Source organism: Agreia sp. PsM10, from assembly GCF_030433855.1.
GTDB lineage: Bacteria > Actinomycetota > Actinomycetes > Actinomycetales > Microbacteriaceae > Agreia.
Genome location: NZ_JARUXC010000015.1, coordinates 1 through 22,454 on the forward strand (window position 1 = coordinate 1; position 22,454 = coordinate 22,454).

Annotated in this window: 26 protein-coding genes; 7 read left to right on the forward strand and 19 right to left on the reverse strand. The window is 68.5% G+C overall.

The window, feature by feature from the left end:
• Window positions 1-487: 487 nt before the first annotated feature.
• Complete coding sequence (locus tag QCD70_RS15800; RefSeq protein WP_441004950.1) at window positions 488-1,474, reverse strand: 1,4-dihydroxy-2-naphthoate polyprenyltransferase; 987 nt, start codon at window positions 1,472-1,474, stop codon at window positions 488-490.
• A gap of 127 nt (window positions 1,475-1,601) precedes the next feature.
• On the opposite strand from QCD70_RS15800, the gene QCD70_RS15805 reads away from it, so the two are divergent.
• Complete coding sequence (locus tag QCD70_RS15805; RefSeq protein WP_301218014.1) at window positions 1,602-2,783, forward strand: Na+/H+ antiporter NhaA; 1,182 nt, start codon at window positions 1,602-1,604, stop codon at window positions 2,781-2,783.
• Here the strand turns inward: QCD70_RS15805 and QCD70_RS15810 are convergent, their stop codons facing one another.
• The 9 genes from QCD70_RS15810 to QCD70_RS15850 form a co-directional block, all read right to left on the reverse strand.
• Window positions 2,784-4,013: an AMP-binding protein gene (locus tag QCD70_RS15810; protein ID WP_301218016.1), complete on the reverse strand. Its 1,230-nt coding sequence runs from the start codon at window positions 4,011-4,013 to the stop codon at window positions 2,784-2,786.
• Between the two features lie 158 nt (window positions 4,014-4,171).
• Window positions 4,172-4,639: a hypothetical protein gene (locus tag QCD70_RS15815; RefSeq protein WP_301218018.1), complete on the reverse strand. Its 468-nt coding sequence runs from the start codon at window positions 4,637-4,639 to the stop codon at window positions 4,172-4,174.
• A 111-nt stretch (window positions 4,640-4,750) separates the two neighbouring features.
• Window positions 4,751-6,361: a sensor histidine kinase gene (locus QCD70_RS15820; RefSeq protein WP_301218020.1), complete on the reverse strand. Its 1,611-nt coding sequence runs from the start codon at window positions 6,359-6,361 to the stop codon at window positions 4,751-4,753.
• Window positions 6,351-7,028 carry a response regulator transcription factor gene (locus QCD70_RS15825; RefSeq protein WP_301218023.1) on the reverse strand — a complete coding sequence of 226 codons (678 nt, stop codon included), beginning with the start codon at window positions 7,026-7,028 and terminating at the stop codon, window positions 6,351-6,353. Before QCD70_RS15825 ends, QCD70_RS15820 begins: the two co-directional genes overlap by 11 nt.
• Window positions 7,029-7,181: 153 nt before the next feature.
• The gene (locus QCD70_RS15830) at window positions 7,182-7,604 is read right to left on the reverse strand and encodes an organic hydroperoxide resistance protein (protein ID WP_301218025.1); all 423 of its coding nucleotides are present in this window, start codon (window positions 7,602-7,604) and stop codon (window positions 7,182-7,184) included.
• Between the two features lie 11 nt (window positions 7,605-7,615).
• The gene (locus tag QCD70_RS15835; RefSeq protein ID WP_301218027.1) at window positions 7,616-8,128 is read right to left on the reverse strand and encodes a MarR family winged helix-turn-helix transcriptional regulator; all 513 of its coding nucleotides are present in this window, start codon (window positions 8,126-8,128) and stop codon (window positions 7,616-7,618) included.
• A gap of 145 nt (window positions 8,129-8,273) precedes the next feature.
• Window positions 8,274-9,194, reverse strand: a complete 921-nt coding sequence (locus QCD70_RS15840; RefSeq protein WP_301218029.1) for a 1,4-dihydroxy-2-naphthoyl-CoA synthase — start codon at window positions 9,192-9,194, stop codon at window positions 8,274-8,276.
• Window positions 9,195-9,244: 50 nt separating this feature from the next.
• A complete protein-coding gene (locus tag QCD70_RS15845; RefSeq protein ID WP_301218032.1) occupies window positions 9,245-10,423 on the reverse strand; it encodes a hypothetical protein in 1,179 nt (392 codons plus the stop codon).
• Between the two features lie 29 nt (window positions 10,424-10,452).
• Window positions 10,453-11,460 (reverse strand): hypothetical protein, encoded by a 1,008-nt coding sequence (locus QCD70_RS15850; protein ID WP_301218034.1) that lies wholly within the window; start codon window positions 11,458-11,460, stop codon window positions 10,453-10,455.
• A gap of 75 nt (window positions 11,461-11,535) precedes the next feature.
• Here QCD70_RS15850 and QCD70_RS15855 point away from each other — a divergent pair, with 75 nt between their 5' ends.
• Both QCD70_RS15855 and QCD70_RS15860 read left to right on the forward strand, forming a co-directional pair.
• Window positions 11,536-12,063, forward strand: coding sequence for a ribonuclease H family protein (locus QCD70_RS15855; protein WP_367316737.1), 528 nt, complete (start codon window positions 11,536-11,538; stop codon window positions 12,061-12,063).
• A 41-nt stretch (window positions 12,064-12,104) separates the two neighbouring features.
• A complete protein-coding gene (locus QCD70_RS15860; protein WP_301218036.1) occupies window positions 12,105-13,100 on the forward strand; it encodes an o-succinylbenzoate synthase in 996 nt (331 codons plus the stop codon).
• Window positions 13,101-13,190: 90 nt separating this feature from the next.
• Here QCD70_RS15860 and ccsB read toward each other — a convergent pair whose 3' ends face one another.
• From ccsB to QCD70_RS15885, 5 genes are read right to left on the reverse strand one after another with little or no spacing between them, the layout of a single operon-like run.
• A complete protein-coding gene (gene ccsB / locus QCD70_RS15865; RefSeq protein WP_301218189.1) occupies window positions 13,191-14,192 on the reverse strand; it encodes a c-type cytochrome biogenesis protein CcsB in 1,002 nt (333 codons plus the stop codon).
• Window positions 14,193-14,205: 13 nt separating this feature from the next.
• Complete coding sequence (resB, locus tag QCD70_RS15870) at window positions 14,206-15,933, reverse strand: cytochrome c biogenesis protein ResB (RefSeq protein ID WP_301218038.1); 1,728 nt, start codon at window positions 15,931-15,933, stop codon at window positions 14,206-14,208.
• Window positions 15,917-16,672 (reverse strand): cytochrome c biogenesis CcdA family protein, encoded by a 756-nt coding sequence (locus QCD70_RS15875; protein WP_301218041.1) that lies wholly within the window; start codon window positions 16,670-16,672, stop codon window positions 15,917-15,919. The genes resB and QCD70_RS15875 overlap by 17 nt, the downstream gene beginning before the upstream one ends.
• 5 nt (window positions 16,673-16,677) lie before the next feature.
• A complete protein-coding gene (locus QCD70_RS15880; protein ID WP_301218044.1) occupies window positions 16,678-17,289 on the reverse strand; it encodes a TlpA family protein disulfide reductase in 612 nt (203 codons plus the stop codon).
• Complete coding sequence (locus tag QCD70_RS15885; protein WP_301218047.1) at window positions 17,286-17,930, reverse strand: histidine phosphatase family protein; 645 nt, start codon at window positions 17,928-17,930, stop codon at window positions 17,286-17,288. Before QCD70_RS15885 ends, QCD70_RS15880 begins: the two co-directional genes overlap by 4 nt.
• Window positions 17,931-18,096: 166 nt before the next feature.
• Here QCD70_RS15885 and QCD70_RS15890 point away from each other — a divergent pair, with 166 nt between their 5' ends.
• Together QCD70_RS15890 and QCD70_RS15895 are read left to right on the forward strand one after the other, a co-directional pair.
• Window positions 18,097-18,225 (forward strand): hypothetical protein, encoded by a 129-nt coding sequence (locus QCD70_RS15890; protein ID WP_301218050.1) that lies wholly within the window; start codon window positions 18,097-18,099, stop codon window positions 18,223-18,225.
• A gap of 102 nt (window positions 18,226-18,327) precedes the next feature.
• On the forward strand, window positions 18,328-18,648 hold the full coding sequence (locus tag QCD70_RS15895) for a helix-turn-helix domain-containing protein (protein WP_055924682.1): 321 nt from the start codon (window positions 18,328-18,330) through the stop codon (window positions 18,646-18,648).
• A 4-nt stretch (window positions 18,649-18,652) separates the two neighbouring features.
• Here QCD70_RS15895 and QCD70_RS15900 read toward each other — a convergent pair whose 3' ends face one another.
• The 3 genes from QCD70_RS15900 to QCD70_RS15910 are packed head-to-tail and all read right to left on the reverse strand — an operon-like array spanning window position 18,653 to window position 19,801.
• A complete protein-coding gene (locus tag QCD70_RS15900) occupies window positions 18,653-19,219 on the reverse strand; it encodes a GNAT family N-acetyltransferase (RefSeq protein ID WP_301218053.1) in 567 nt (188 codons plus the stop codon).
• Window positions 19,220-19,223: 4 nt separating this feature from the next.
• The gene (locus QCD70_RS15905; protein WP_044442496.1) at window positions 19,224-19,523 is read right to left on the reverse strand and encodes a Dabb family protein; all 300 of its coding nucleotides are present in this window, start codon (window positions 19,521-19,523) and stop codon (window positions 19,224-19,226) included.
• Window positions 19,520-19,801, reverse strand: a complete 282-nt coding sequence (locus QCD70_RS15910; RefSeq protein WP_301218058.1) for a glutaredoxin family protein — start codon at window positions 19,799-19,801, stop codon at window positions 19,520-19,522. The genes QCD70_RS15905 and QCD70_RS15910 overlap by 4 nt, the downstream gene beginning before the upstream one ends.
• A gap of 60 nt (window positions 19,802-19,861) precedes the next feature.
• Between QCD70_RS15910 and QCD70_RS15915 the strand changes: the two genes are divergently transcribed.
• On the forward strand, window positions 19,862-20,635 hold the full coding sequence (locus tag QCD70_RS15915) for an HAD family hydrolase (RefSeq protein ID WP_301218061.1): 774 nt from the start codon (window positions 19,862-19,864) through the stop codon (window positions 20,633-20,635).
• A 181-nt stretch (window positions 20,636-20,816) separates the two neighbouring features.
• Here QCD70_RS15915 and QCD70_RS15920 read toward each other — a convergent pair whose 3' ends face one another.
• Window positions 20,817-20,915 (reverse strand): 30S ribosomal protein bS22, encoded by a 99-nt coding sequence (locus tag QCD70_RS15920; RefSeq protein ID WP_003792170.1) that lies wholly within the window; start codon window positions 20,913-20,915, stop codon window positions 20,817-20,819.
• 157 nt (window positions 20,916-21,072) lie between these two features.
• Here QCD70_RS15920 and gabT point away from each other — a divergent pair, with 157 nt between their 5' ends.
• Entirely contained in the window at window positions 21,073-22,404 is a 1,332-nt protein-coding gene (gene gabT / locus QCD70_RS15925; RefSeq protein ID WP_301218064.1) for a 4-aminobutyrate--2-oxoglutarate transaminase, read from the forward strand.
• The last annotated feature ends 50 nt before the right edge of the window (window positions 22,405-22,454 follow it).

Consider the following 22,454-nt stretch of genomic DNA (forward strand, 5'->3'; position numbering starts at 1 on the left):
ACACCCACGGGTGGTCCGTCGAGTAGAAGGTCAAACACCCTCCCGGGCTACACACCCATTCTCAATGTCGAGTAGGCGCGCGACGTGGGAGCCGCCGTATCGAGACCACCGTCTCACTGAGGTGCGGAAAGTGGCCGCGTCGACCGTCGACGAAGCGGCCACTTTCCGCACTTCAGTGCGTCAGCAGATGCGGCTGGCAGCTCGACATCTCCGCCCAAGCTGGCGAACGGGAGGAGATACGCCACACCAACGCAGTATTCGGGCCGGATGTGCTCATCTCCTCCCATTGCACTGTCGAGTAGGCCACAAAACTGCCGTATCGACGCCACCGCGGGAAGCACTTCGATAACACCGGCTCGTTCCTCGCGCGGCTAATCGATCAACGCATGGGTGGGGGCACGTTTCCTGGGAGACCACAACCACGGCGGCCTCGATACGCTTCGGCCGCAGGCGGCCTCGGGCTACTCGACCAGCGCAGCGCCCTCGGCTAGAACGCGATGGCGGCGGCCAGCCCCAGTCCGTAGACCAGCCCCGTGAGGCTCGTGAGCTGCAGCGCCAGGATCAGCTCCTTCGGCGTCTTCGCGGTGAGCACGATGAGCGCGGCCGGGATGGCGATCAACAGAGCGAAGAACACCAGGATCGCGAGCGGGAACAGCTGGGTCAGGAATCCCACGACGAGGAAGGGGATCAGCATGAAGACGCAGTACAGGATGCGCGCGGGCCGGTCGCCGACGCGAACCGCGAGCGTCTTCTTCTTCGCGATGCGGTCCTGCGGGATGTCGCGGATGTTGTTCGCCATGAGAACGGCGCACGAGATGAATCCGATCGCGACGGCGGCGAGCAGCCCCTCGAGGCTGATGTCGCGCACGAGCACCCACATCGTGCCGAGCGTGGCGACCAGCCCGAAGAAGACGAACACGAAGAGCTCGCCGAACCCCGCGTATCCATAGGGACGCTTGCCGCCGGTGTAGAACCAGCCGGCCACGATGGCCACGGCGCCCACGGCGAGCAGCCACCAGATCTGCGTGATGATCACGATGGCGATGCCGGCTGCCGCGGCGAGGCCGAAGAAGACCAGCGCGACCGTGAGCACGAGCTTCGGCCGCACCGCGCCCGAGCCGGTCAGACGCGCGGGGCCGACGCGGAAGGCATCCGTGCCCCGGATGCCGTCGGAGTAGTCGTTCGCGTAGTTGACGCCGATCTGCAGGAACAGGGCCACCGCGAGGCAGAGCACCACGAGGGGCCACTGATCGTGCACGGAGCCCAGGATCGTGGCCGCGCCGGTTCCGAGCGCGACGGGCGCAATGGCGAGAGGAAGCGTGCGCAGACGGGCGCCCGCGATCCAGTCTCCCGCCGTGACCTTCTTCGGGCGATTCGGCGCGACTCGGGGCCCGGCCGGATGCCCGGTGGACTTCACGCGGCGGGCGTTGCGCGACGGGGACTTCTTGCGGGGCGACTTCTTACTCGTGGGCACCCGACGATTGTAGGGCTCGACGTAGAATGGATGCTGGTGCGCCGGGAAGTCTGGTCGGCAGACGATCACGGGATCGTTTTCATTCCGCTTCGCCATGCCTCCGAGCGGGAGGCAGCAAGGACACCGCATGACCTTCATCCGATCCGAACGGGTCGCCGCCCTCTTCCTGCTGGTGGCCGCAGCAGCCGGGCTTCTTCTCGCGAACACGCCCGCGGGCCCGGCGCTCATGGGCCTGCAAGACGCGCATCTCGCCATCCCCGGCACCCCGCTCGACCTCTCGGTGGGCCACTGGATCAGCGACGGCCTGCTCGCGATCTTCTTCTTCGTGGTCGCGGTCGAGCTGAAGAACGAGTTCGCCGTGGGCCAGCTGAACAGCGTCTCGAAGGCGGTGCGCCCGGCGATCGCGGCGCTCGGTGGCGTGATCGTGCCCGCCCTGATCTACATCGCGATCACGGCCGGCTCGGGCTACGAGGGCGGGTGGCCCATTCCCACGGCGACCGACATCGCCTTCGCACTCGGCGTGCTCGCGGTCTTCGGCAAGGGCATCCCGTCGCGCCTGCGCATCTTCATCCTCGCCCTGGCGATCCTCGACGACATCGTGGCGATCCTCATCATCGCGGTGTTCTTCACCGCAGACCCCAACCTGCTGTTCATCGGTCTCGCCGCCGTGGGCGTCGCGCTCTTCTGGCTGCTCAGCCGCAGTCTCGGCCGCCGCTACCGCGTGCCCGTCGGAATCGTGATGGGCCTCGTCGCACTGGTCACCTGGTCGCTCACCTACCTGTCGGGAGTGCACGCCACGATCGCCGGCGTCGCTCTCGGCCTGGCGATGGTGCGCCTGCCCGCGATGCGAGTTCGGCACGTGCTCGAGCCCGTCACCAACGGTGCGATCCTGCCCATCTTCGCTTTCTCCGCGGCCCTCGTCGCCATCCCGCAGGTGGCACCCGGCGAGCTCGCCGCTCCGTTCTGGGGCATTCTCGTCGCCCTGCCCGTGGGCAAGATCATCGGCATCAGCCTCGGCGGCTGGCTGTCGAGCTTCGTCGGCCCGCGCGAGAAGCGCCCCCACCTCACCCTGCACGGGCTGCTCGCCGCCGGTGCGCTGGGAGGAGTCGGCTTCACCGTGTCTCTGCTGATGAACGAGCTCGCGTTCGCCGGCGCAGAAGAGGTGGCCGACGAGGGAACCCTCGCGGTGCTTCTCGGATCGTCGATCTCCATCGTGGTCGCCGCCGTGCTCGTGTCGAGCCTCGCCGCGTACTACAAGCGGCTGCGGGTGCTTCGCGAGAACGCGGTCGAACGCATGCGCTCCGCCTGATCAGTCCGACGCGGAGGCGGACGCCGCGGCCGACGCCAGCGAGCGGGCCAGGCTGAGCCTGTCGGGCTTGCCGGATGCGAGGGTCGGCATCGCCTCGACGGTCACGATGCGCACGGGGGCGGCGGCCCGACCCGGCCCCGCGATCACCGCGTCGCGCACGCGCTGCAGGCTGTCGGCATCCACCGGGCCCTCGGTGACCACGACCGACACCTGCCCCCACTCGGTGCTCGGCTGGGGAACGATGACGGCCCCGCGAAAGCCGTCGAGCGACTGCACGACCCGCTCGACCCGGTCGAGCGACACCTTGATGCCACCCGAGATGATCACGTTGTCGATGCGGCCGGAGACGCGGACGACCCCGTCGACGACGTCTCCCGAGTCGGCGGTGCGATACCAGCGACGGCCGTTGTCGGTGTAGAACTTTCGGTCGGTGAGCTCGGGGTCTCCGAGATAGCCCTCGGCGAGCATCGGCCCCGAGAGCTCGAGCTCGCCCGCGGTGACCCGCGCCTGAACCTGGCTGAGGGGAATGCCGTCGTACACGCATCCGCCGGCCGTCTCACTCGAGCCGTAGGTGCGACGAACGGTGAGGCCGAGCTCGATCGCGCGCTGATAGAGGGCGGCCGGCAGCGCCTGTCCGCCCACGAGGATGGCGTCGAGGCGACGCAGCTGCTGCCGGATGCCCTCATCGGCCTCGCCGGCATCGATCACCCGGGCGAGCTGGGCGGGAACCAGCGAGGCGAAGCGCAGCGGGGCATCCATCTCGTCGACGAGCGAGGCGAAGACGCGGGCCGAGAAGTGACCGGGCGGCTGCACGATCGGTGTCGTTCCGCCGACGATGGATCGCACGAGCACCTGCGCGCCGGCGATGTAGTGGGTGGGCAGCGAGAGCAGCCACTGGCCGCTGCCGCCCAGCTCGCTCTCGACCGAGGCCGCGCTGGCGAGCAGCGCGCCCGTCGACAGGGCGACCCGCTTGGGCGCTCCCGATGACCCCGAGGTCTCGATCACGAGGGCGACGTTCTTGGCCACCCGATCGGGAACGGGTTCGTCGCGCGCCGCAGGCGTCTCGCCGGGGGCGGGTGCGGCGTGGCGTGGCAGCGGGCGCGCGTCGACCTCGCGCTGGTCGATGGTGCGAGGCAGGATGGCCGCGCCGCCCTGCGACAGGGCTTCGCGCAGGCGCGGAAGCACCGCCAGTGCGTCGTTCGCAACCACGATGTCGAGCGGGCGTGTCATCCGTTCACCCTACGTCAGCGCGTGTTTCGGGTAGGTAACGTCTGGGCCCCTGGACGGGGGCGGGGTGACTCCTGACCGACGGCGAACGCGGGTGTTCTCGCACAGCGCGGTGGTTCAGCCACCGCGGCGTGCGCGAACACCCGCGTTCCCGCGCTTCGTCAGTTGCGGTCGATGCGCAGAACGCTCAGGTCGGAGGCGAGCTCCACCTCGACCTCGCTGCCGTCGTCCATGACGAGCTCGACCTTGTAGGCGTAGTCGTCGTCGGAGTCGCCCGTGTCGAACTCGCGCACGGTGCCCTGGCCGATCTCGTCGAGGGCCGCGGCCTCGGCGGCGGAGCGCTCGTCGGCCGTCGCCGGCACGGTGTTGTCGTCGGAGCTGTCGTCGCGGTCGCCGCCGTCGTCGTCGCGGCCGCTGTTGCTGCTGCTGTCGCTGCGGCCGTCGGAGCTGTCGTCGCTGCGGTCGTCGCTGAGCGATCGGTCATCCGTGCCCGTGCCCGACGAGGTGCTGGTGGCGCGGTCGTCGTCGTCATCGAACAAGTCGCTCGATGCGACGGCGGCTCCCGCACCGCCGAGAACGAGTACGGCTCCGACGGCTGCGGCCGTGATCCACATGGTCTTCTTCTGCATGGTTGCCTCCTGGCGTCGTGGTGATGGAACCCACTGTGACGCGCGGGCGCTGAAGCGGCCCTGAAGCATCCTGAAGCGGCCTTCAGGTAACGGCCCGACCGGCTCGCACGGTCAGCTCGTCGAGAGCCTCACGACGAAGCGGGCTCCCCCGCCGGCGCCCCGTTCGACGGCCACTGTGCCACCGTGGGCCGCCGCGATCTCGCGCACGATGGCGAGCCCCAGGCCGCTGCCTCCGCCGTCTCTGGCACGCGCCTCGTCGAGGCGCACGAAGCGCTCGAACACGCGGTCCCTGTCGGCCTCGGGAACGCCGGCGCCGTCGTCGTCGACCACGAGCGCGACCGTGCCATCCGCATCGACCCGCACCGCGAGCGAGACCGTCGTCGTCGCGTGGCGTGCGGCGTTGTCGACGAGGTTGCGCACCAGTTGCGAGAGCAGGGTCGCGTCTCCGTGCAGCTGGGCCGCGCCGACCGCGCCGGAGTCGACCGTCAGGGAGGTGGAGCCGCGCAATCGCTTCGCCTCCGCGAAGACGATGTCGTCGAGGTCGACCGGGGTGGCTGGCCTCGTGAGCATGCGCTCGTCGGCCTTGGCGAGCACCAGCATCCCCTGCACGAGCCCCTCGAGGCGCGCCCCCTCGTCGAGCACGGCCGTCGAGAGCTCGTCGGGCGAGATGCGATCCGGATGCGCGCGGGCGACCTCCGCGTATTGGCGCAGGGAGGCGAGGGGCGATTTCAGCTCGTGCGAGGCATCCGAGATGAAGCGGTTCTGCGAGCGTCGGGAGTCGTCGAGGCGCTGGAGCATGCGGTTCATGGTGTGCGCGAGGCGGCCGACCTCGTCGTCTGTTCCGGGGTCGGCGACGCGGCGGTCGAGGCTCGACGCCGTGACCTCGTCGACCTGCTGCCGCATGCGGTCGACCGGGCGGAGGGCCCGACCCACGACGAACCAGATCGTGACGGCGAGCACGATGAGCAGCAGCGGCACGGCGGCCGCCAGAAGCCCCACGACGGTCGAGATCGTGCCGTCGACGGTGGCGAGACTGCGTCCCACCAAGATCCAGAGCTCTCGCCCCGAGCCGGCCTCCACTGCCGTGCGTGCGACAGCCGCGAACGACGCGCCGTCGGAGTCCGTCACGGTTCCGGTCGTGGTGTCGTCGACGAGCACCGGCGTCGACGTGGGCTGCGGCGCGGCGGGCGCGGTCGACGTCGGAGTCGGGTCGTCCGAGCCGCTCGAGTCGTCCGAACCACCCGAGTCGTCGTCCGAATCGTCCCCCGAGTCGTCGCTCGAGCCGCGCCCGGAACTTCCCGAGTCGGAATCGGAGTCGCCGTCGTCGTCGCTGCTCGACGGCGTGGGCGTGCTCCCGGCGTCGTCGTCCGCAACGGGAACATCGGTGCGCTGCAGCTGAGGAAGGGAGAGCAGCGGGCCGTCGTCGGCGTTGTCGCTCGCCGCCACGAGCGAGCCGTCGGCGGCCACGAGCTGCACGATCTGCTCGTCGTCGTCATCCGCATCCGTGTCGACCGACGTCACCCCGGTCGTCTCGACCTGGCCGACGAGCTCGGCGGCATCCCGTTCTGCGGTCAGCTGCACCCCCGCGACCAGCGACTCCCGCAGCACGCCGACGAATGCCGCCGATCCGACAGCGAGCGCGACGGCGACGGCCGCCGTGGCCACGAGGACGATGCGCCAGCGCAGCGAGAGCCGGCGACGCCTGCCCCGTTCAGCCGCCATGGGAGGCCAGCCGGTAGCCCGCGCCGCGGAGCGTCTCGATCGCGTTGCGTCCGAACGGCCTGTCGAGCTTGTTGCGCAGATGGCCGACGTAGACCTCCACGATGTTCTGCTCGCCGTCGAAGTCGTCGTCCCAGACATTGTCGATGATGTCGCGTTTCGACACCACGTCGCCCTTGCGCCGCATCAGGTATTCGAGGACGGCGAACTCGCGGGCGGTCACGTCGATGCGCTCGGCGCCTCGGGTGACCTGGCGGGTCGACGGGTCGACGCGGATGTCGCCGGCCTCGAGCACGGCCGGCCGCTCGGCGGCGCCCCGCCTGATCAGGGCTCGCATTCTCGCCAGCAGGATCGCGAACGAGAACGGCTTGGTGAGATAGTCGTCGGCCCCGGTGTCGAGAGCTTCGACCTGGTCCCATTCCCCGTCTTTGGCGGTGAGCATCAGAACCGGGGTCCAGTTCTCGGCGGCGCGCAGTCGCTCGCACACGCGGTAGCCGCTCATTCCGGGCAGCATGATGTCGAGGAGGATCACCGAGTAGTCCTTCTCGGTGGCCATCCAGAGCCCGTCGGTGCCGGTCGATGCGACATCGACGGCGAACCCCTCGGCCTCGAGCCCGCGTTTGAGGCCCTCGGCGAGGCGTTTCTCGTCTTCGACAACCAGCACGCGCATGCGCCCAGTCTGCCCGACGGGCGCTGAAGCGTGGCTGAAGCGCCACCGGATGCGCCGGGCACGCCGCGAGCGCGGGTGTTCGTGAACATCGCGGCGGCAAAGCCACCGCGATCGGCGGAAACACCCGCGCTCGGTGAGGCGAAGGGAGGAGGGTCAGCCCTCTTCGACGACGATCTGCACGTCGATGTTGCCGCGAGTCGCGTTGGAGTACGGGCACACCTGGTGTGCGGCGTCGGCGAGCTCCTGCGCGAGCGAGAGCTCGATGCCCGGGATGACGACCTCGAGCAGAACGGCGAGCTGGAATCCACCTTCGCCGTTGGGTCCGATGTGCACGCGGCCGCCGACGCTGGAGTCGGAGATCTTGATCTTGCGGGCACGGGCGACGCTCTGCAGGGCGGAGTGGAAGCAGGCCGCGTATCCGGCGGCGAAGAGGTCCTCGGGGTTCGCTCCGTTGCCCGAGCCGCCCATCTCCTTGGGAATGGCGAGGTCGAGGTCGACCTGTCCGTCGCTCGTGCGCACGTGGCCGTTGCGGCCCTCGCCGGTCGAGAGCGCTTCTGCCGTGTAGAGAATCTCCATGGGGTTTCCTTTCATCGACCGGCGTCGGGTGCGCCGGTGGTCTCGGTGGGGTCCGACGACGCCGCGTCGAACGCGCGGGTGTCGTCGGCCAGCTGGTGCAGCATGCCGCGCAGCTGCATGGCGGTCGACTGGTCGAGCTTCATCGCGCCGGCAACGCAGGCCGGAACGGCTGCGAGCTCCTCGCGCATCCGTTCGCCCTCGGCCGTGAGCGCGATCGTCACCACTCGGGCGTCGTCGGATGCGCGCAAGCGTTCGAGATAGCCGGCCTGCTCCATGCGGCGGGTCAGCGGCGAGAGGGTTCCGGAGTCGAGTTCGAGCCGTCGGCCGAGGTCGCCGAGGGGCATCGCTCCCTCGTTCCACAGCACGACGAACACGAGGTACTGCGGGTAGGTGAGCCCCCAGGGCGCGAGCACCGAGCGGTAGGTCTGCGTGATCGCGTGGGATGCGTTGTAGAGCGCGAAGCAGACGAGCTCATCGATCACGGAGTGCTGCGGCGCTGCAGCGGGAGCCGTCGATGTGGTCATGACAAAAGCATTGCGCACAATTCAGTTGTGCGCAACCTAATGGTCTCGATACGGCCGTGGACGGCCTACTCGACCGGCGCAGGGGTGGGCGCCGGTCGAGTAGCCGCGCGAGGAACGAGCCGGCGTATCGAGACCGCCGACGGGATCAGTAGTGGTACGGGAACGGCGACCAGTCGGGCTCGCGCTTCTCGAGGAACGAGTCGCGGCCCTCGACGGCCTCGTCGGTGCCATAGGCGAGCCGCGTGGCCTCTCCCGCGAAGACCTGCTGTCCCATCAGCCCGTCGTCGACCGCGTTGAACGCGAACTTGAGCATGCGGATGGCCGTGGGTGACTTGGTCAGGATCGTGCGCGCCCAGTCCAGCGCCTCGCGCTCGAGCTGCGCGTGCGGCACGACCGCGTTGACCGCGCCCATCTCGTACGCCCTCTGGGCCGAATACTCCCGGGCCAGGAAGAACACCTCGCGCGCGAACTTCTGCCCGATCTGCCGGGCGAAGTACGCGCTGCCGTAGCCGGCGTCGAACGAGCCGACATCGGCATCCGTCTGTTTGAACTTGCCGTGCTCCTCGCTGGCGATCGACAGGTCGCAGACCACGTGCAGCGAGTGTCCGCCGCCCGCCGCCCAGCCGGGAACCACGGCGATGACCACCTTCGGCATCGTGCGGATGAGCCGCTGCACCTCGAGGATGTGCAGCCGTCCGGTCGCGGCGCCGGCCAGTGGTCCATCGGGCACGGTGCCGTCGGCGTACTGATAGCCGTCGCGGCCTCGGATGCGCTGGTCGCCGCCCGAACAGAACGCCCAGCCGCCGTCTTTCGGGCTCGGGCCGTTGCCGGTGAGCAGCACGACGCCGATGCGCGGATTCTGCCGCGCGTCGTCGAGCGCGCGATAGAGCTCGTCGACCGTGTGCGGTCGGAACGCGTTGCGCACCTCGGGCCTGTTGAAGGCGATGCGGGCCACGCGCCCATCGTTCGAGTGGTGGTACGTGATGTCGGTCAGGGCGCCCGCCCCGGGCGCGACAGCCCACTCGGATGCATCGAAGATCTCGGAGACGAACGGCGTTTCAGACATGCAGCCAGTCTGCCAGCGATGCGCCGAGGCTCGTATTGCATGGGCGCAGATCAGAACGGCGGCGGCGCCTTCTTTCGAACGAATGGTTCACGTCGTTCGTTGAACTCCCGCTCGTCGGACGCGGCCAGAAGCCGGTCGCTGCGCACCGCGAAATGCACACTGTTCGGGGGGACTCCACCCTGCCGCTCGGTCTCGCTCGCAGCCCGGGCGAATCGGCCATCCGTGTCTCGGCTCAGATCGGTGATCGTCAGCTCGAAGTCCGTGAAGCGGTTTCCCTTGGCCTGCAGCCTCCAGATGACCTGGGTGGCCAGGGTGGAGCCACCGAAGTCGCTGTCGAGGTTGTAGCCCTGTCCCTCGACGGGGTCGTTCACGAGTTGAACCCCGTCATATCCGTGCTCGGCGAGCACGAATCGTGCCCGCTCGATAATCCGGGCCTTGGTGTCGAGGTCCGTGATCGGCTCCGTGGTGTACCAGTCTGCGGAACGCCACTCACTCAGCATGCTCGTCCCTCCCCAGTCGTTCTCCTGCCGGGTGAGGGTGTCGATGCCGCTCTGGTTCCAGCCGAGACCTGTCTCCTCGGAGAGAGCCTCTGCCATCGCCTCGACGAGGGCCGTGTCTGCCGCGATGATCTGCTCCTGCCTCTCGTTGATGAGCACCGACGGTGATTCTCCGTCGCTCACACCCGGATAGCTCGACCAGTCGAGGCCGTCGGAGATCGACGTCGGCGGGGATTCAGGCAGGTTCGCCACGACCAGACCCGTGCCGACACCTGCGACCAGAATGAATGCGCCGGCTACTCCCCACAGGCGCCTCCGCCGGGCCGAGCGATCGCGGGCGGCAGAAGACCGCCTCGCCACCCGCGGTCGTAGGGTCGCCGGGTCGCGCCCTGCCAACCGGAAGCGCTCGGCCCTGGCCTGATCGGCCTTGTCGATCCGGGCCTGTGCCCGCTGCGCCTCCCGCGCTCTCCTCTCCCTGAACGCCTGGACAGACGCTTCGGCCCTGGCCTCTTTCGCTCGACGTCGGTCCGCCGCCTCGCGCGCTCGCCTTGTGGCTGCGCGGGCACGGGCCGCCACATTCGCCGCCGCCTTGGGGTCGAAGTCGGAGACCGCATGCTCGATGGGCACAACGGAGTCCTTGCTCCCGTACAGAGGCAGGTTGGCGTCGGCCCCCGTCGGGGCACCATAGTCGGGTGTTGTCGGCTCCCCCACCGCCGCGTCCTCATCACGCATGCGTCCAGTGTGTCAGCCGAAGGCGCGCCTCAGCCGGCCGCCGGCGGATCGCGCCGCTCGTAGCGCTCCGCCCGCTCACGGAACTCCCCTGCCAACACCTCGGGCAGTGTTCCGCGAGAGACGATGCCGATGTCGACGGAGTTCATCGGCCCGCCACGCAGGGCGGCGCGTGCTCGTGCTCGCTCGAGAAAAGCGCCCGTTCGATCGAGGCGCAGATCGATGATCGTCAACTCGAACCTGCTGTCGGAGTGCACCTTCTCGTGGGCCACCAGTCGCCAGACGGGCTGGTCCCGCAGGGTGCGCCCGCCGAACTCGCGCTCGATCTCGTCGAGCCTCCGTTCGGCCTCCACGAGCGGGCTGGCATCGCCTGGGACCGGCCTGGACGCTCGACCCGGGTCATTCTCGAGCGTCACGTCAGTAAATCCCGCGGCCGCGAGCATCCGCGTCACCAACTCGACGAGTTGCTGTTTGACGAGAGGGTTCGTGAGCTTGGCCGTGGAACGCCAGACGCCCGTGGTACAGGTCTCGAGCAGGCTCTCCCCTCCCCAGTCGTTGATCTCCGGGTCGATGCGCGGAATCTCGCCGAACAGTCCCCAGCTGAGTCCGAAGCTGGGCGTGATGGCGTCGCGCAGGCTTGCCAGCACAGCCTCATTGCGCTCGATCGTCTGCTCCTGCGACAGGGCCGCCAGCGCGAACTCGGCGTCGCCCGCCCGCGTTCCGGGATACAGGGACCAGTCGACGCCGTCGGATACGGTCGGCAGGTCGTCGTCCGGGCCGATCCCGAGGTCGGACAGCACCGCCTGCGCCCGGTCCTGAAAGGCATCCAGAAACCCGGCGAAGCCGCCCTCATCGTCGCCGTCGTCGCCGCCGTCGGGGCGAGCCTCGGAATCCGACACCGGAGCATCCGACACCGTGCGCGACGGCCGGGCCGACCCGTAGGCCGGGCCGCCCACCCGCGCCGGCACGCCGCCCGGCGTTCCGTAATCGGGCACGCCGGGCGTCTCGTCGTCATGCACCAGGGCCGAGTCGTCGCGCATGCGTCCAGTGTGCCAGCCCGCGTCGCCTACCCTCGATAGTGCGCAACACCCGCCCCGCGCCAGAAGGAGTACCTCGTGACGATCGTCGCTTCCGCAGACGGCTCTGCCCTCGGCAACCCCGGCCCCGCCGGCTGGGCCTGGTACGTCGACGACGAGCGCTGGGCCGCGGGCGGATGGCCGCGCGCCACGAACAACATCGGCGAGCTGACGGCCGTGCTCGAGCTGCTGCGCGCGACCGAGGGCGAAGACGAGCCGCTGCACATCATCTGCGACAGCCAGTACGCCATCAAGGCGTGCACCGAGTGGATGGCGGGCTGGAAGCGCAAGGGCTGGCGCAAGGCCGACGGCAAGCCGGTGCTCAACGTCGAGATCATCAAGCAGCTCGACGAGGCGCTGCAGGGCCGCGTCGTGACGTTCGAGTGGGTCAAGGGCCACGCCAACCACCCCATGAACGAGGCGGCCGACTCTCGCGCACGGGCGGCATCCACGGCGTATCAGAACCGCACCTCCGTGCCGAGCGGCCCGGGATGGCCGGGAGCCGCCGCGGCGACGCCGGTCGAGCCCGTTCTGGCCGAAGACACGGCGCCGCCCTCGCTCTTCTAGGCTCGCGAAGCGCAGACGGAGCGTCGGCCTAGGCTGAAGCCATGGCCTCCCCCGCGCTTCCTCCCCTGGCAGATCTGCTCGCCGCCGCCCACGTCGTCTCTCTTCCGCTGACCACGCGGTTCCGCGGCATCGACACCCGTGAGGCCATGGTGTTCCGCGGTCCGGAGGGCTCGACCGAGTTCTCGCCCTTCGTCGAGTACGGCGACGACGAGGCGGCCGCCTGGCTGGCCGCCGCGATCGACTTCGGCTGGACCGCGCAACCCGCGCCGCTGCGCGACCGCATCCGCGTCAACGCCACGGTGCCCGCGGTCGATGCGTCCCGCGTTCCCGAGGTGCTCGCCCTGTACGACGGCTGCCGCACCGCGAAGGTGAAGGTGGCCGAGGCGGGACAGGTGCTCGCAGACGACGTGGCCCGCGTCCGGGCCGTGCGCGACGCGCTCGGGCCGGAGGGGCGCATCCGCATCGACGCCAACGGCGGCTGGAACGTCGACGAGGCCGAGCACGCGATCCACGCGCTGGCAGAATTCGATCTCGAATACGTCGAGCAGCCCTGCGCCTCGATCGCAGAGCTCGCCGAGCTGCGCGAGCGCCTGCACGACTGGGACATCCCGATCGCGGCCGACGAGAGCGTGCGCAAGGCATCCGACCCGCTCGAGGTCGCCCGCGCCGGTGCTGCGGACCTGCTCGTGATCAAGGCGCAGCCGCTCGGAGGCGTGCACGCGGCGCTCGACATCGTGCGCGAGGCAGGGCTTCCGGTGGTCGTCTCGAGCGCCCTCGACACCTCGGTCGGCCTGTCGATGGGCGCGTGGCTCGCCGCGAGCGTGCCCGAACTCCACTACGACTGCGGGCTGGGCACGGCGTCGCTGCTGGCGGCGGATGTGACGGCGCGGCCCGTTCGCGCGACCGGCGGTGTCATCGAGGTCGAGCGCGTGGAGCTCGACGCGGCCGCGCTGGCGCAGCAAGCGGCATCCGCCGATCGCGACGCCTGGTGGCGAGCCCGACTGGCCCGCTGCTACGAGGTGCTGGCGGCGCTGTAACTCAGGAAGAACGCGCGCGCCGCGTGCGAATGTGCGGCGTCGCGCCGGTTCTTCCTGCGTTGGAGCGCGAGGCCCGGAGACCCGAGTGGCCTACAGACCCGAGTAGGCGTGCAGCCCCTTGAAGAACACGTTCACGACGCCGAAGTTGAACAGCACCGCGGCGAAGCCGATGAGCGCCAGCCATGCGGAGCGCGATCCTCGCCAGCCCTTCGTGGCGCGGGCGTGGATGTAACCGGCGTAGATGACCCAGATGATGAAGGTCCACACCTCTTTGGTGTCCCAGCCCCAGTAGCGACCCCAGGCGCGCTCGGCCCAGACGGCGCCGGCGATGAGGGTGAAGGTCCAGAACACGAAGCCCACGATGTTGATGCGGTAGGCGAGGTTCTCGAGGCGCACCGAGTCGGGCAGCGTGTCGAGCAGACGGAAGTTCAGGAACTTCGAGCCCTTGGCCGTCTCTCGTCGGTTCTGCAGCAACTGGATGCCCGAGAGCGCGCCTCCGAGGGCGAAGAAAGCCGTTCCGAGGCTGGCCACGAACACGTGGATCACGAGCCACGCCGAGTCGAGCGCCGGAGGCAGCGGAACGACCGCCACGTAGTAGTTGACCGTCGAGACGCCGAGCAGGATCAGAACGAGTCCGGTGATGAACGTTCCGAGGAATCGCAGATCCTGGCGCATCAGCACTACCAGGAACACGCCCATGATCAGCAGCGTTCCGGTGATCGAAAACTCGTACATGTTGGCCCACGGCACACGCTCCGCCGCGATGCCGCGCAGAACCACGCCGACGAGCTGCAGCAGGAATCCGATCACGGTGAGGGCCACGCCGATGCGCAGGGTGACCGACCGCTTCGGGCCGGCATCGACACCGGATGCGCCGGCCGCGCCGGTGCTGGCGACGACAGGGGCGTCGGTCACGCCGCTGCGGCCCGACACGAATGCGCCGACCAGCTCGGCGGGCGCCGCGGCAACCTCGTCGGCCTTGATCTGCGACGACCGCTTGGCCAGGTCGAGCGCGAACGAGATGAAGGCGAGAGCGTAGATCGCCATCGCCGAATAGACGAGGAGAATCGAGTACTGTTCCAGCGTTTCCATCACGGAGGCAATCCTAAGCGTCGTCCGGCGTCTTCGCGCCGGTGATTTCGGGTGAAGGGGTCGCGGCCTGAGCAGAGGGAAGGCTCGCGATGTGCTTGTCGGCCAGTTCGGCGACCGCGTCGTCGAGGCGCGGATCGTCGCCTCGGGCCAGCCCCGCGTACTCGAGGGTCACGCCCGTGCCCTCGGCATTCTCGACGAGCTTCACCCACACGCGTCGGCGCGGGATGAAGAGCGAGGTGAGCAGGCCGCCGAGCACGAGGATCGCGAAGACGAGAACCCACAGCTGGGTGGGGTCACGGTGGATGTCGAACGAGGCGAAGCGCTTGATGCCGTCGAGCGTGACCGACCCCATGCCGTTCGGCAGCTGTGCGGTCTCGCCCGGCTTGAGCTCGATGGAGTCGACCCCGGTCTGGCCACCGGTGAGCTGCGTCATCTTGTCGGTCGCCAGCGAGTAGACGGATGTCGGCACACCCTCGTTCAGCCCCAGGTCACCCGTGTAGACGTTGAGGGTGACGACCGGGTACTCGGCCTCGGGGAACGACGAGAAGTAGGCGCCCGTCGACGACACGTCCTGGGTCGGATAGAAGAAGCCGATCATGCCCACCTGTTCGGGCAGCCCGTCGGTGATCTTCACGACTCCGAGCGACGTGAGGTTGGCGTCCTGAGGCAGGAAGGGGACCGAGTCGGTGAACACCACCGTGCCGTCGGCGTTCTTGACCGTGAGGGTGGGCGCATAGCCGTTTCCGAGCAGGTAGACATCGGAGCCGCCGATCTTGAGCGGGCTGTTGACCTTGACCTCGCCGTCGGCCTCGTCGCCGTCTTCTGACGTCGTGACGTGCGCAGTATAGTCGATGGGCTGCCCGAACGCATCGAGGTTCTGGGTCTCGTAGGTCGCGTCGAACTCGTCGAGCCGAAGGGTGAACGGGGTCAGCGTGTCGTCGGAGAAGAAGCGTCCGGGGTTGAACGAGTCGAAGGCCAGGAGCGTGTTCACGAAGGTCTGCCCCTCGACCACCACGCGCTGCCCCGCATAACCGAAGCCGCCGCCGATGCCGACGGTGATGAGGATGCCGACGAGCGCCGTGTGGAAGACGAGGTTGCCGGTCTCCCGCGCGTAGCCGCGCTCGGCCGAGACCGACGTGGAGCGCGCATCCTGGTAGGTGCGCACCCGGTAGCCGGACTTCTTGAGGATCGAGCGCGCCGATTCGAGGATCGCGGCGCTCCCCGCATTCCGCTCGTTCCCCGAGCCTGTCGAAGGGCCCGCTTCGACGGGCTCAGCGAACGCATACTGCCGCGTGATGAAGCCGCCGAGCCTGTTCAGCCTCGCGGGTGTCTTGGGCGGAGCCGAGCGCAGCGCGTCGAAGTGATGCTTGGTGCGCGGAATGACGCAGCCCACGAGCGAGATGAACAGCAGCAGATAGATGCTCGAGAACCACACCGAGCTGTAGACGGCGAACATCTGCACGCTGTCGAGGATCGGGGCGAGCGTGGGGTTGTCGACGAAGTACTGCGTGACCCCGTTCGGGTCGCTCGAGCGTTGAGGAACGAGCGAGCCGGGAACAGCGGCGAGCGCGAGCAGAAGCAGCAGGAACAGCGCCGTGCGCATGCTCGACAACTGCCGCCAGAACCAGCGCAGCCAGCCGACCACGCCGAGCTTCGGCTGGGTGATGGATGCCGAGCCGGCCTCGCGTGCGGACTCGGGCGCCGGGCTCGGAGAGTCGTAATGATCAGACGGGCGTGACAAAGGAGAACATCACCCCCTGCAGGTTGTTCATGACGATGGTCCAGATTCCCGAGACCATGAGCAGTCCGACGGCGATGAGCAGCGCTCCGCCGATGATGTTCACGGCGCGAATATGCCGCTTGAGGAATGCGACCGATCCGGTGACCCAGTTGAAGCCGAGGGCCACGAGGAAGAACGGTATGCCGAGTCCGATGCAGTAGACGAGCCCGAGCAGTGCGCCCCGCCACGGCGACGCTCCGTTGAGACTGAGTGCCGCGATGGCCGAGAGCGTCGGGCCTATGCACGGTGTCCAGCCGAGGCCGAAGACGATGCCGAGCAGGGGCGCGCCCGCGAGGCCGGTTGCCGGAGCCCACGACGGCTTGATCGTTCGCTGCATGAAGGTGAACTGTCCGATGAAGACCAGGCCCAGGGCGATGACCACCACCCCGAGGAGGCGGGTGATCAGGTCCTGCCAGGTGGTGAGCCAGGCGCCGACAGCGCCGAACGCCGCTCCGTATGCCACGAACACCAGCGAGAAGCCGAGCACGAACAGGGCCACGCCGAGCAGGAGCCGGCCTCGGCCGCGTGCGCGACCCGTCGCATCCGGAGCGGACGCGAAGCCGCCGATGTAGCCGAGGTAGCCGGGAACGAGCGGCAGCACGCAGGGCGACGCGAACGAGACGAGCCCGGCGAGCAGTGCGATGGGCAGGGCGAGCAGCAACTGCCCGGAGAGCACCGCCTCCGCGAAAGGATTGTTCACCGGTGCTAGCTCGACTCGGCGATGGTGTCGCGGATCAGCGTGTCCAGGATCGACGGCTCGCTGACCTGGCCCAGGATGCGTGCGGCCACCCGGCCCTGCTTGTCGATCACGAGCGTGGTCGGCACCGCGTTGGGAGACACGTCTCCGCTGAACGCGAGCTGCAGAGCCCCGTCGGTGTCGATGACCGAGGGGTAGTCGATGCCGTAGTTCTCTTCGAAGCTGATGGCCTGGGGCGCCTGGTCGCGCACGTTCACGCCGAGGAAGCTGGCTCCCTCTCCGTCGTACTTCTCGCTGAGCTTGGCCAGCTCGGGGGCCTCGACGCGGCAGGGCGCGCAGCTGGCGTACCAGAAGTTGAGCACCACCACCTCGCCCGCGTAGTCGGCCTGGCTCACGCTCGTGCCCTCGGCAGTCGTTCCCGCGAAGTCGACCGGCTGCTGCCGCGAATCGGGTTCGATCTCGGTGACGGTGCCGTCGCCCGCGATGTAGTTCTTGCTGTCGCCCGAGAGGTACTGGTCGGCCAGGGGGTCGTTCGCGCATCCCGCGAGCAGCACCGTGCCGGCCACGACGAGACCGGCCAGGCCCACGCGGGTCGCCCGACGCATCCGGATGCCCGTCATACGGCACCCACGTCGGTCGCGTTCTCGGCGAGTTCGGCGGCGGGGTCGGCGTAGCCGGTCTCGACCCAACGGTTGCCGATGCGCTCGAAACTGGTGATGCTCGACAGCTCGCAGCGGCGACGGCGCGGGTCGTGGAAGAGGGGCTTGCCCGCGATGGCGAGGTGCGTCGTCCAGATCGGCAGCTGGTGGCTCACGAGAACGACATCGCCCGACTCGACCGAGTTGTAGGCGTCGCTCATGGCCGACAGCATGCGGGTTCGGATCGAGGCGTAGGGCTCGCCCCAGCTGGGAATCGTGGGATTGCGCAGCCACGGCCAGGTGCGGGGATTCTTCAGAGCCGAACTGCGCCCGCGCATGTTCAGACCCTCGAAGCGGTTGGTGGGCTCGATGATGCGCGGATCGGTGATGATCGGCAGTTCGAAGGCCTGCGAGATGGGCTGTGCCGACTCTTGCGTGCGCTGCAGGGGCGACGCGTAGAGGGCGCTGATGGTGCGTCGGCGTTCGACCAGATCGGCCGCGGCGGAGCGCGCCATCTCATGCCCCAGGTCGGAGAGCCCGAATCCGGGGAGTCGACCGTAGAGCACGCGTCGGGGGTTGAATACCTCGCCGTGACGCACGAGATGGATCTGGCTGGCTACCACGGAGTCCAGTTTACGTAGGGCTGATCGGGGAAAAGGCTGATAGCCGATTCGTCGTCCTCCGACGGGCGCTGAAGCAGTAGCAGAAATACACGTGGATGGAAGAAATAGTTAGTTGTGCTTCCGCGTTAAGAAGATGAGACTTACTTACAAGAAAGGTTCACAACTCATGCTCATCGCCATCGTCGTATCGTCCATCTTCGCCGTCATCTCCGTTGTCGGCATCACCGCGACCGTTCGCGCCGTCGCCACCGACGGCTACCGTCGCCAGCCCACCCGCGAGTACGCCGCGCGCTGATCGACCGGGCGCCCTCGCGGCGTCCATCGCCGCGATTGTGGCATAAAAGCATAAGGTTGCGACCCTCTGGTCTCGCTTCTCTTATGCGCGACCTCATGACGCGTGACCAAAACGCACTCGGATGCCGCCGCCATTCTCGGCGAGCGAGTGCGCCAGCAGCGGCTCAAGCTGGGCCTCACGCTCGAAGACCTGGCGTCGCTCTCCGAGATGCACTGGACCAGCGTCGGCAAGATCGAACGCGGTCAGGTCCACCCCAACGTCGAGACGCTCGTGCGCCTCGCGACGGCCCTCAACGCCGACCCCGGAGTCTTCGTCGAGGGCCTGAACTCGTCGATGTACGAGAAGCGGGTGCACGGCCTGACCGCCGCCGACTTCATCCGCGAGCGCGAACGCGAGGCGGCTCGTCGCTCCGAGGCGTCCTGACGCGTCACCGCATCCACTCGTCTCGAGTGAGCACGTAGCGAACGTGCGCCCTGATGGGCGAGCCCTCGGGCACGACCGGATGCGCGAAGTCGTCGACGTGGCGCATTCCGAGACGACGCATCACGGCGCGCGACGGCTCGTTGATCACGGCGGTGATGGAGTTCACCTCGAGAAGCGCTGCAGAGGAGGCGTCGGGGTCCGGCGCGAACGCGGCGTCGAGCGCCGCCGTCGCCGCCTCGATCGCGAATCCCTGCCGCCAGTGCGCACGGGCCACCCGCCAACCGATCTCCATTCCTCCGGAGCCCGGCACATCCGCCGGCATCGGGCCCAGCCCCGTGAAGCCGATGAACTCTCGTGTGTCACGGCGCTCGAGCGCCCAGCGCCCGTGTCCATGCAGGTCGAACCCGGCATCCAGTCGTTCGGCGAGACCATCGCTCGTCGCCCTGTCGAGCACCGAGGGGAAGTAGCGCATGACCTCGGGATCGGCGTTCATCGCCGCGAAGGGTTCACGGTCGGAGGATTTCCACCGGCGCAGGATCAGTCTGGGCGTCTCGATGCGAAGCGCCGCCACCGGCTCAGAGTTCGAAGTCGACGCTCGCCCGCGCCGACACGAGCGGCTTCACGATGTCGACGGCCTTCAGGTGCTCGGGGTGCACCTGGTAGGTCTCGAGGCCATCGAGGTCGTCGTAGTCGGCGACCAGGCAGATGTCCCAGTTCTTGTCTGCGTAAGCGACGTTCGGCCCGATCGAGAAGGTCTTGATCTCGGGGATGATGGCCGGAAGAGGGGCGAGCGCGGCCTGAATCGCGGCGGCCGCGGCCACCCGGCCTTCCTCGTCTTCTGCGGCGAGCTTCCATGCGACGACGTGACGGATCATGCGGACTCCTCGAGTTCGGTGGTGAGTGCGGTGCGCAGGCGTTCGGGATCGACGCGCCAGATCGTGTGCACCCGCCCGTTGACGAGCACCACGGGAATCTCCTCGACGTACTCGTCGAAGAGCTCGGGGTCGTCGAGGATCGACTTCTCGTCGAAGACGACCGCCGCGGAACCCTCGCGGGGCGGGAACGTCGCCAGGACATCTCTCACCACCTCGCGGGCGTCATCGCAGAGATGACAGCCCGGCTTCGAGAGCAGGGTGAGCTGGATGGCGGGCACCCATTCACCCTAGACCCCGGGCGCCGCCCGGCACCCGGGATGGGTACCATGAGAGAACCCATGGCGAATACCGAGCTCCCCTCCCACGGCGACCCCGCGTCGCCCGCAGGAGGACGACCTGTCATCGCCTTCTTCGATGTCGACAACACCCTTCTGCGCGGTGCGAGCATCTGGCACGTGGCGATCGGCGCGTGGCGCAGGGGCATGCTCTCGCCCCGCGACATCTGGCGGTTCTTCTGGCAGCAGCGCCACTTCATCAAGGTGGGCGAGAACATGGGCCACCTCAGCGACATCAAAGAGAAGGCGCTGCTTCTCATCGCGGGCAAGACTCAGGCCGAGATCCGCTCGCTGAGCGAGGACATCTTCGACCGGCGCATCAGCCGACGGCTGTGGCCCGAGACCGTCGCCCTCACCAAAGAGCACCTCGCCATGGGGCACCAGGTCTGGATCGTGTCGGCCACCGCCAGCGAGGTCGCCGACGTGTTCGCGCATCGCCTGGGCCTGACCGGCGCACTCGGCACGCGCTTCGAGTCGAAAGACGGCATCTACACGGGTGTTCTCGAGGGTCCCGTCATGCATGCACAAGACAAGGCAGACGCGTCGATCGCCCTCGCCACCGGCATGGGCGTCGATCCTGCCGAGTGCTGGGCCTACTCCGACTCGAGCAACGACATCCCGCTGCTCACGTTCGTGGGCAATCCGGTCGTGGTGAACCCCGATCACGCCCTGCACGCGCACGCCACGAAGCATGATTGGCCGGTCATGCGCCTGAACCCGTCGAGCATCAAAGAGGCCCGCAAGCGCGTTCGCCGAGAGGCCCGTCGGGCCCGCTGACCGGCATCCGCGCCCGTCCGGCGCATGCGCGCCCGGTCGTCCATCAGCGGATGCGCCGAACGGGCGCGGATACGGCGGTTCCCTGAGCCTGTCGAAGGGCGCATTCGGGCGCAGCAAAAGCGCCAGACCTCAGGCCTGGCGCTTCGGCTCCATCGGCAGCGCTCGAGCGCTGCGCGACGTGCTACTTCTTGTTGCGGCGCTGGTGACGTGTCTTGCGAAGCAGCTTGCGGTGCTTCTTCTTCGCCATACGCTTGCGACGCTTCTTGATTACTGAACCCACAGGGACCTCACGATTTTGGGCTTCGCTGCGCAGGTCGCAGCGGAAGAGAATTTTTGCCTCGGAGCAGTCTACAAGGCCGAACGCCGAACGACTAATGCGCGTCGATCCCCTTCGTTCCCTGAGCCTGTCGGAGGGATCAGCCGCATAGGCTGGCAGCATGGTTCGCGACTTCGACATCCCCCAGCAGCGCTCGCTCGTCACAGAACTGCCCGGGCCCAACTCGGTCGCCCTGCAGGAGCGCCGGGTGCGCTCCGTCTCGCGCGGCGCCGGCACCCTCGCGAACATCTACATGGACCGCGGCGCCGGAGCGATCCTCGTCGACGTCGACGGCAACCACCTGATCGATCTCGGGTGCGGAATCGGTGTCACCACGATCGGCCACGCGCATCCGGATGTCGCCGCAGCAGCGGCCGCGCAGGCCGGCAAGCTGACCCACACCCTCTTCACCGTCACCCCGTACGAGAACTACGTGCGAGTGGCCGAGAAGCTGGCCGAGATCACCCCGGGCGACTTCGAGAAGCACTCGATCCTGGTGAACTCGGGCGCCGAGGCGGTGGAGAACGCGGTGAAGATCGCCCGCAAGTTCACCGGACGACGCGCGATCGTGAGCCTCGACCACGCGTTCCACGGCCGCACCAACCTCACCATGGCCATGACCTACCGCCCCTGGCCCGAGCGCGCCGGCATGGGCCCGTTCCCCGGCGAGGTCTACAGCGTTCCCACGAGCTACCCGTTCCGCGACGGGCTCACCGGCCCCGAGGCGGCTGAGAAGACCATCGACTACATCACGACCCACATCGGCGCGTCCGAGATCGCCGCGTTCTTCGTGGAGCCGATCCAGGGCGACGGCGGCGTGGTCATCCCGGCACCCGGATACTTCGCCCGCATCGCCGAGTTCTGCCGCGAGAACGGCATCGTCTTCGTCGCCGACGAGATCCAGGCCGGCATCGCCCGCACCGGAACCTGGTACTCCATCGAGCACCACGACGGCGTGATCCCCGACCTCATCACCACGGCCAAGGGCATCGCGGGCGGGTTCCCTCTCGCCGCGGTCACGGGTCGCGCAGAGATCATGGATGCCGTGCAGCCCGGTGGCATCGGCGGCACGTTCGGCGGCAACCCGGTCTCGACCGCGGCCGCCCTCGAAGTGTTCGACATCATCGAGCGCGAAGGCCTGCTGGCCGAGGCGCAGCGTGTCGAGGCGTCGCTGCGGGCGCGCATCGGCGACTGGGCCGAGAAGTTCGACGTGGTCGGCGAGGTGCGCGGCAAGGGCGCCATGTTCGGTGTCGAACTCGTGAAGCCGGGCACCCGGGAGCCCAACCCCGAGGCGCTGACCGCCATCCTGAAGTACGCCACCACGCACGGCGTGATCGTGCTGGATGCGGGCAGCTGGGACTCGGTGCTGCGCATCATGCCGAGTGTGGTCATCAGCGACGAGCTCATCGACGACGCGGCGACGGTCCTCGAAGAGGCCCTGGCCCTGCTGTAGCCACGCCGCATCCGCGCCCGTTCGGTCGATCCGCGCCCGGCTGTCCGGCA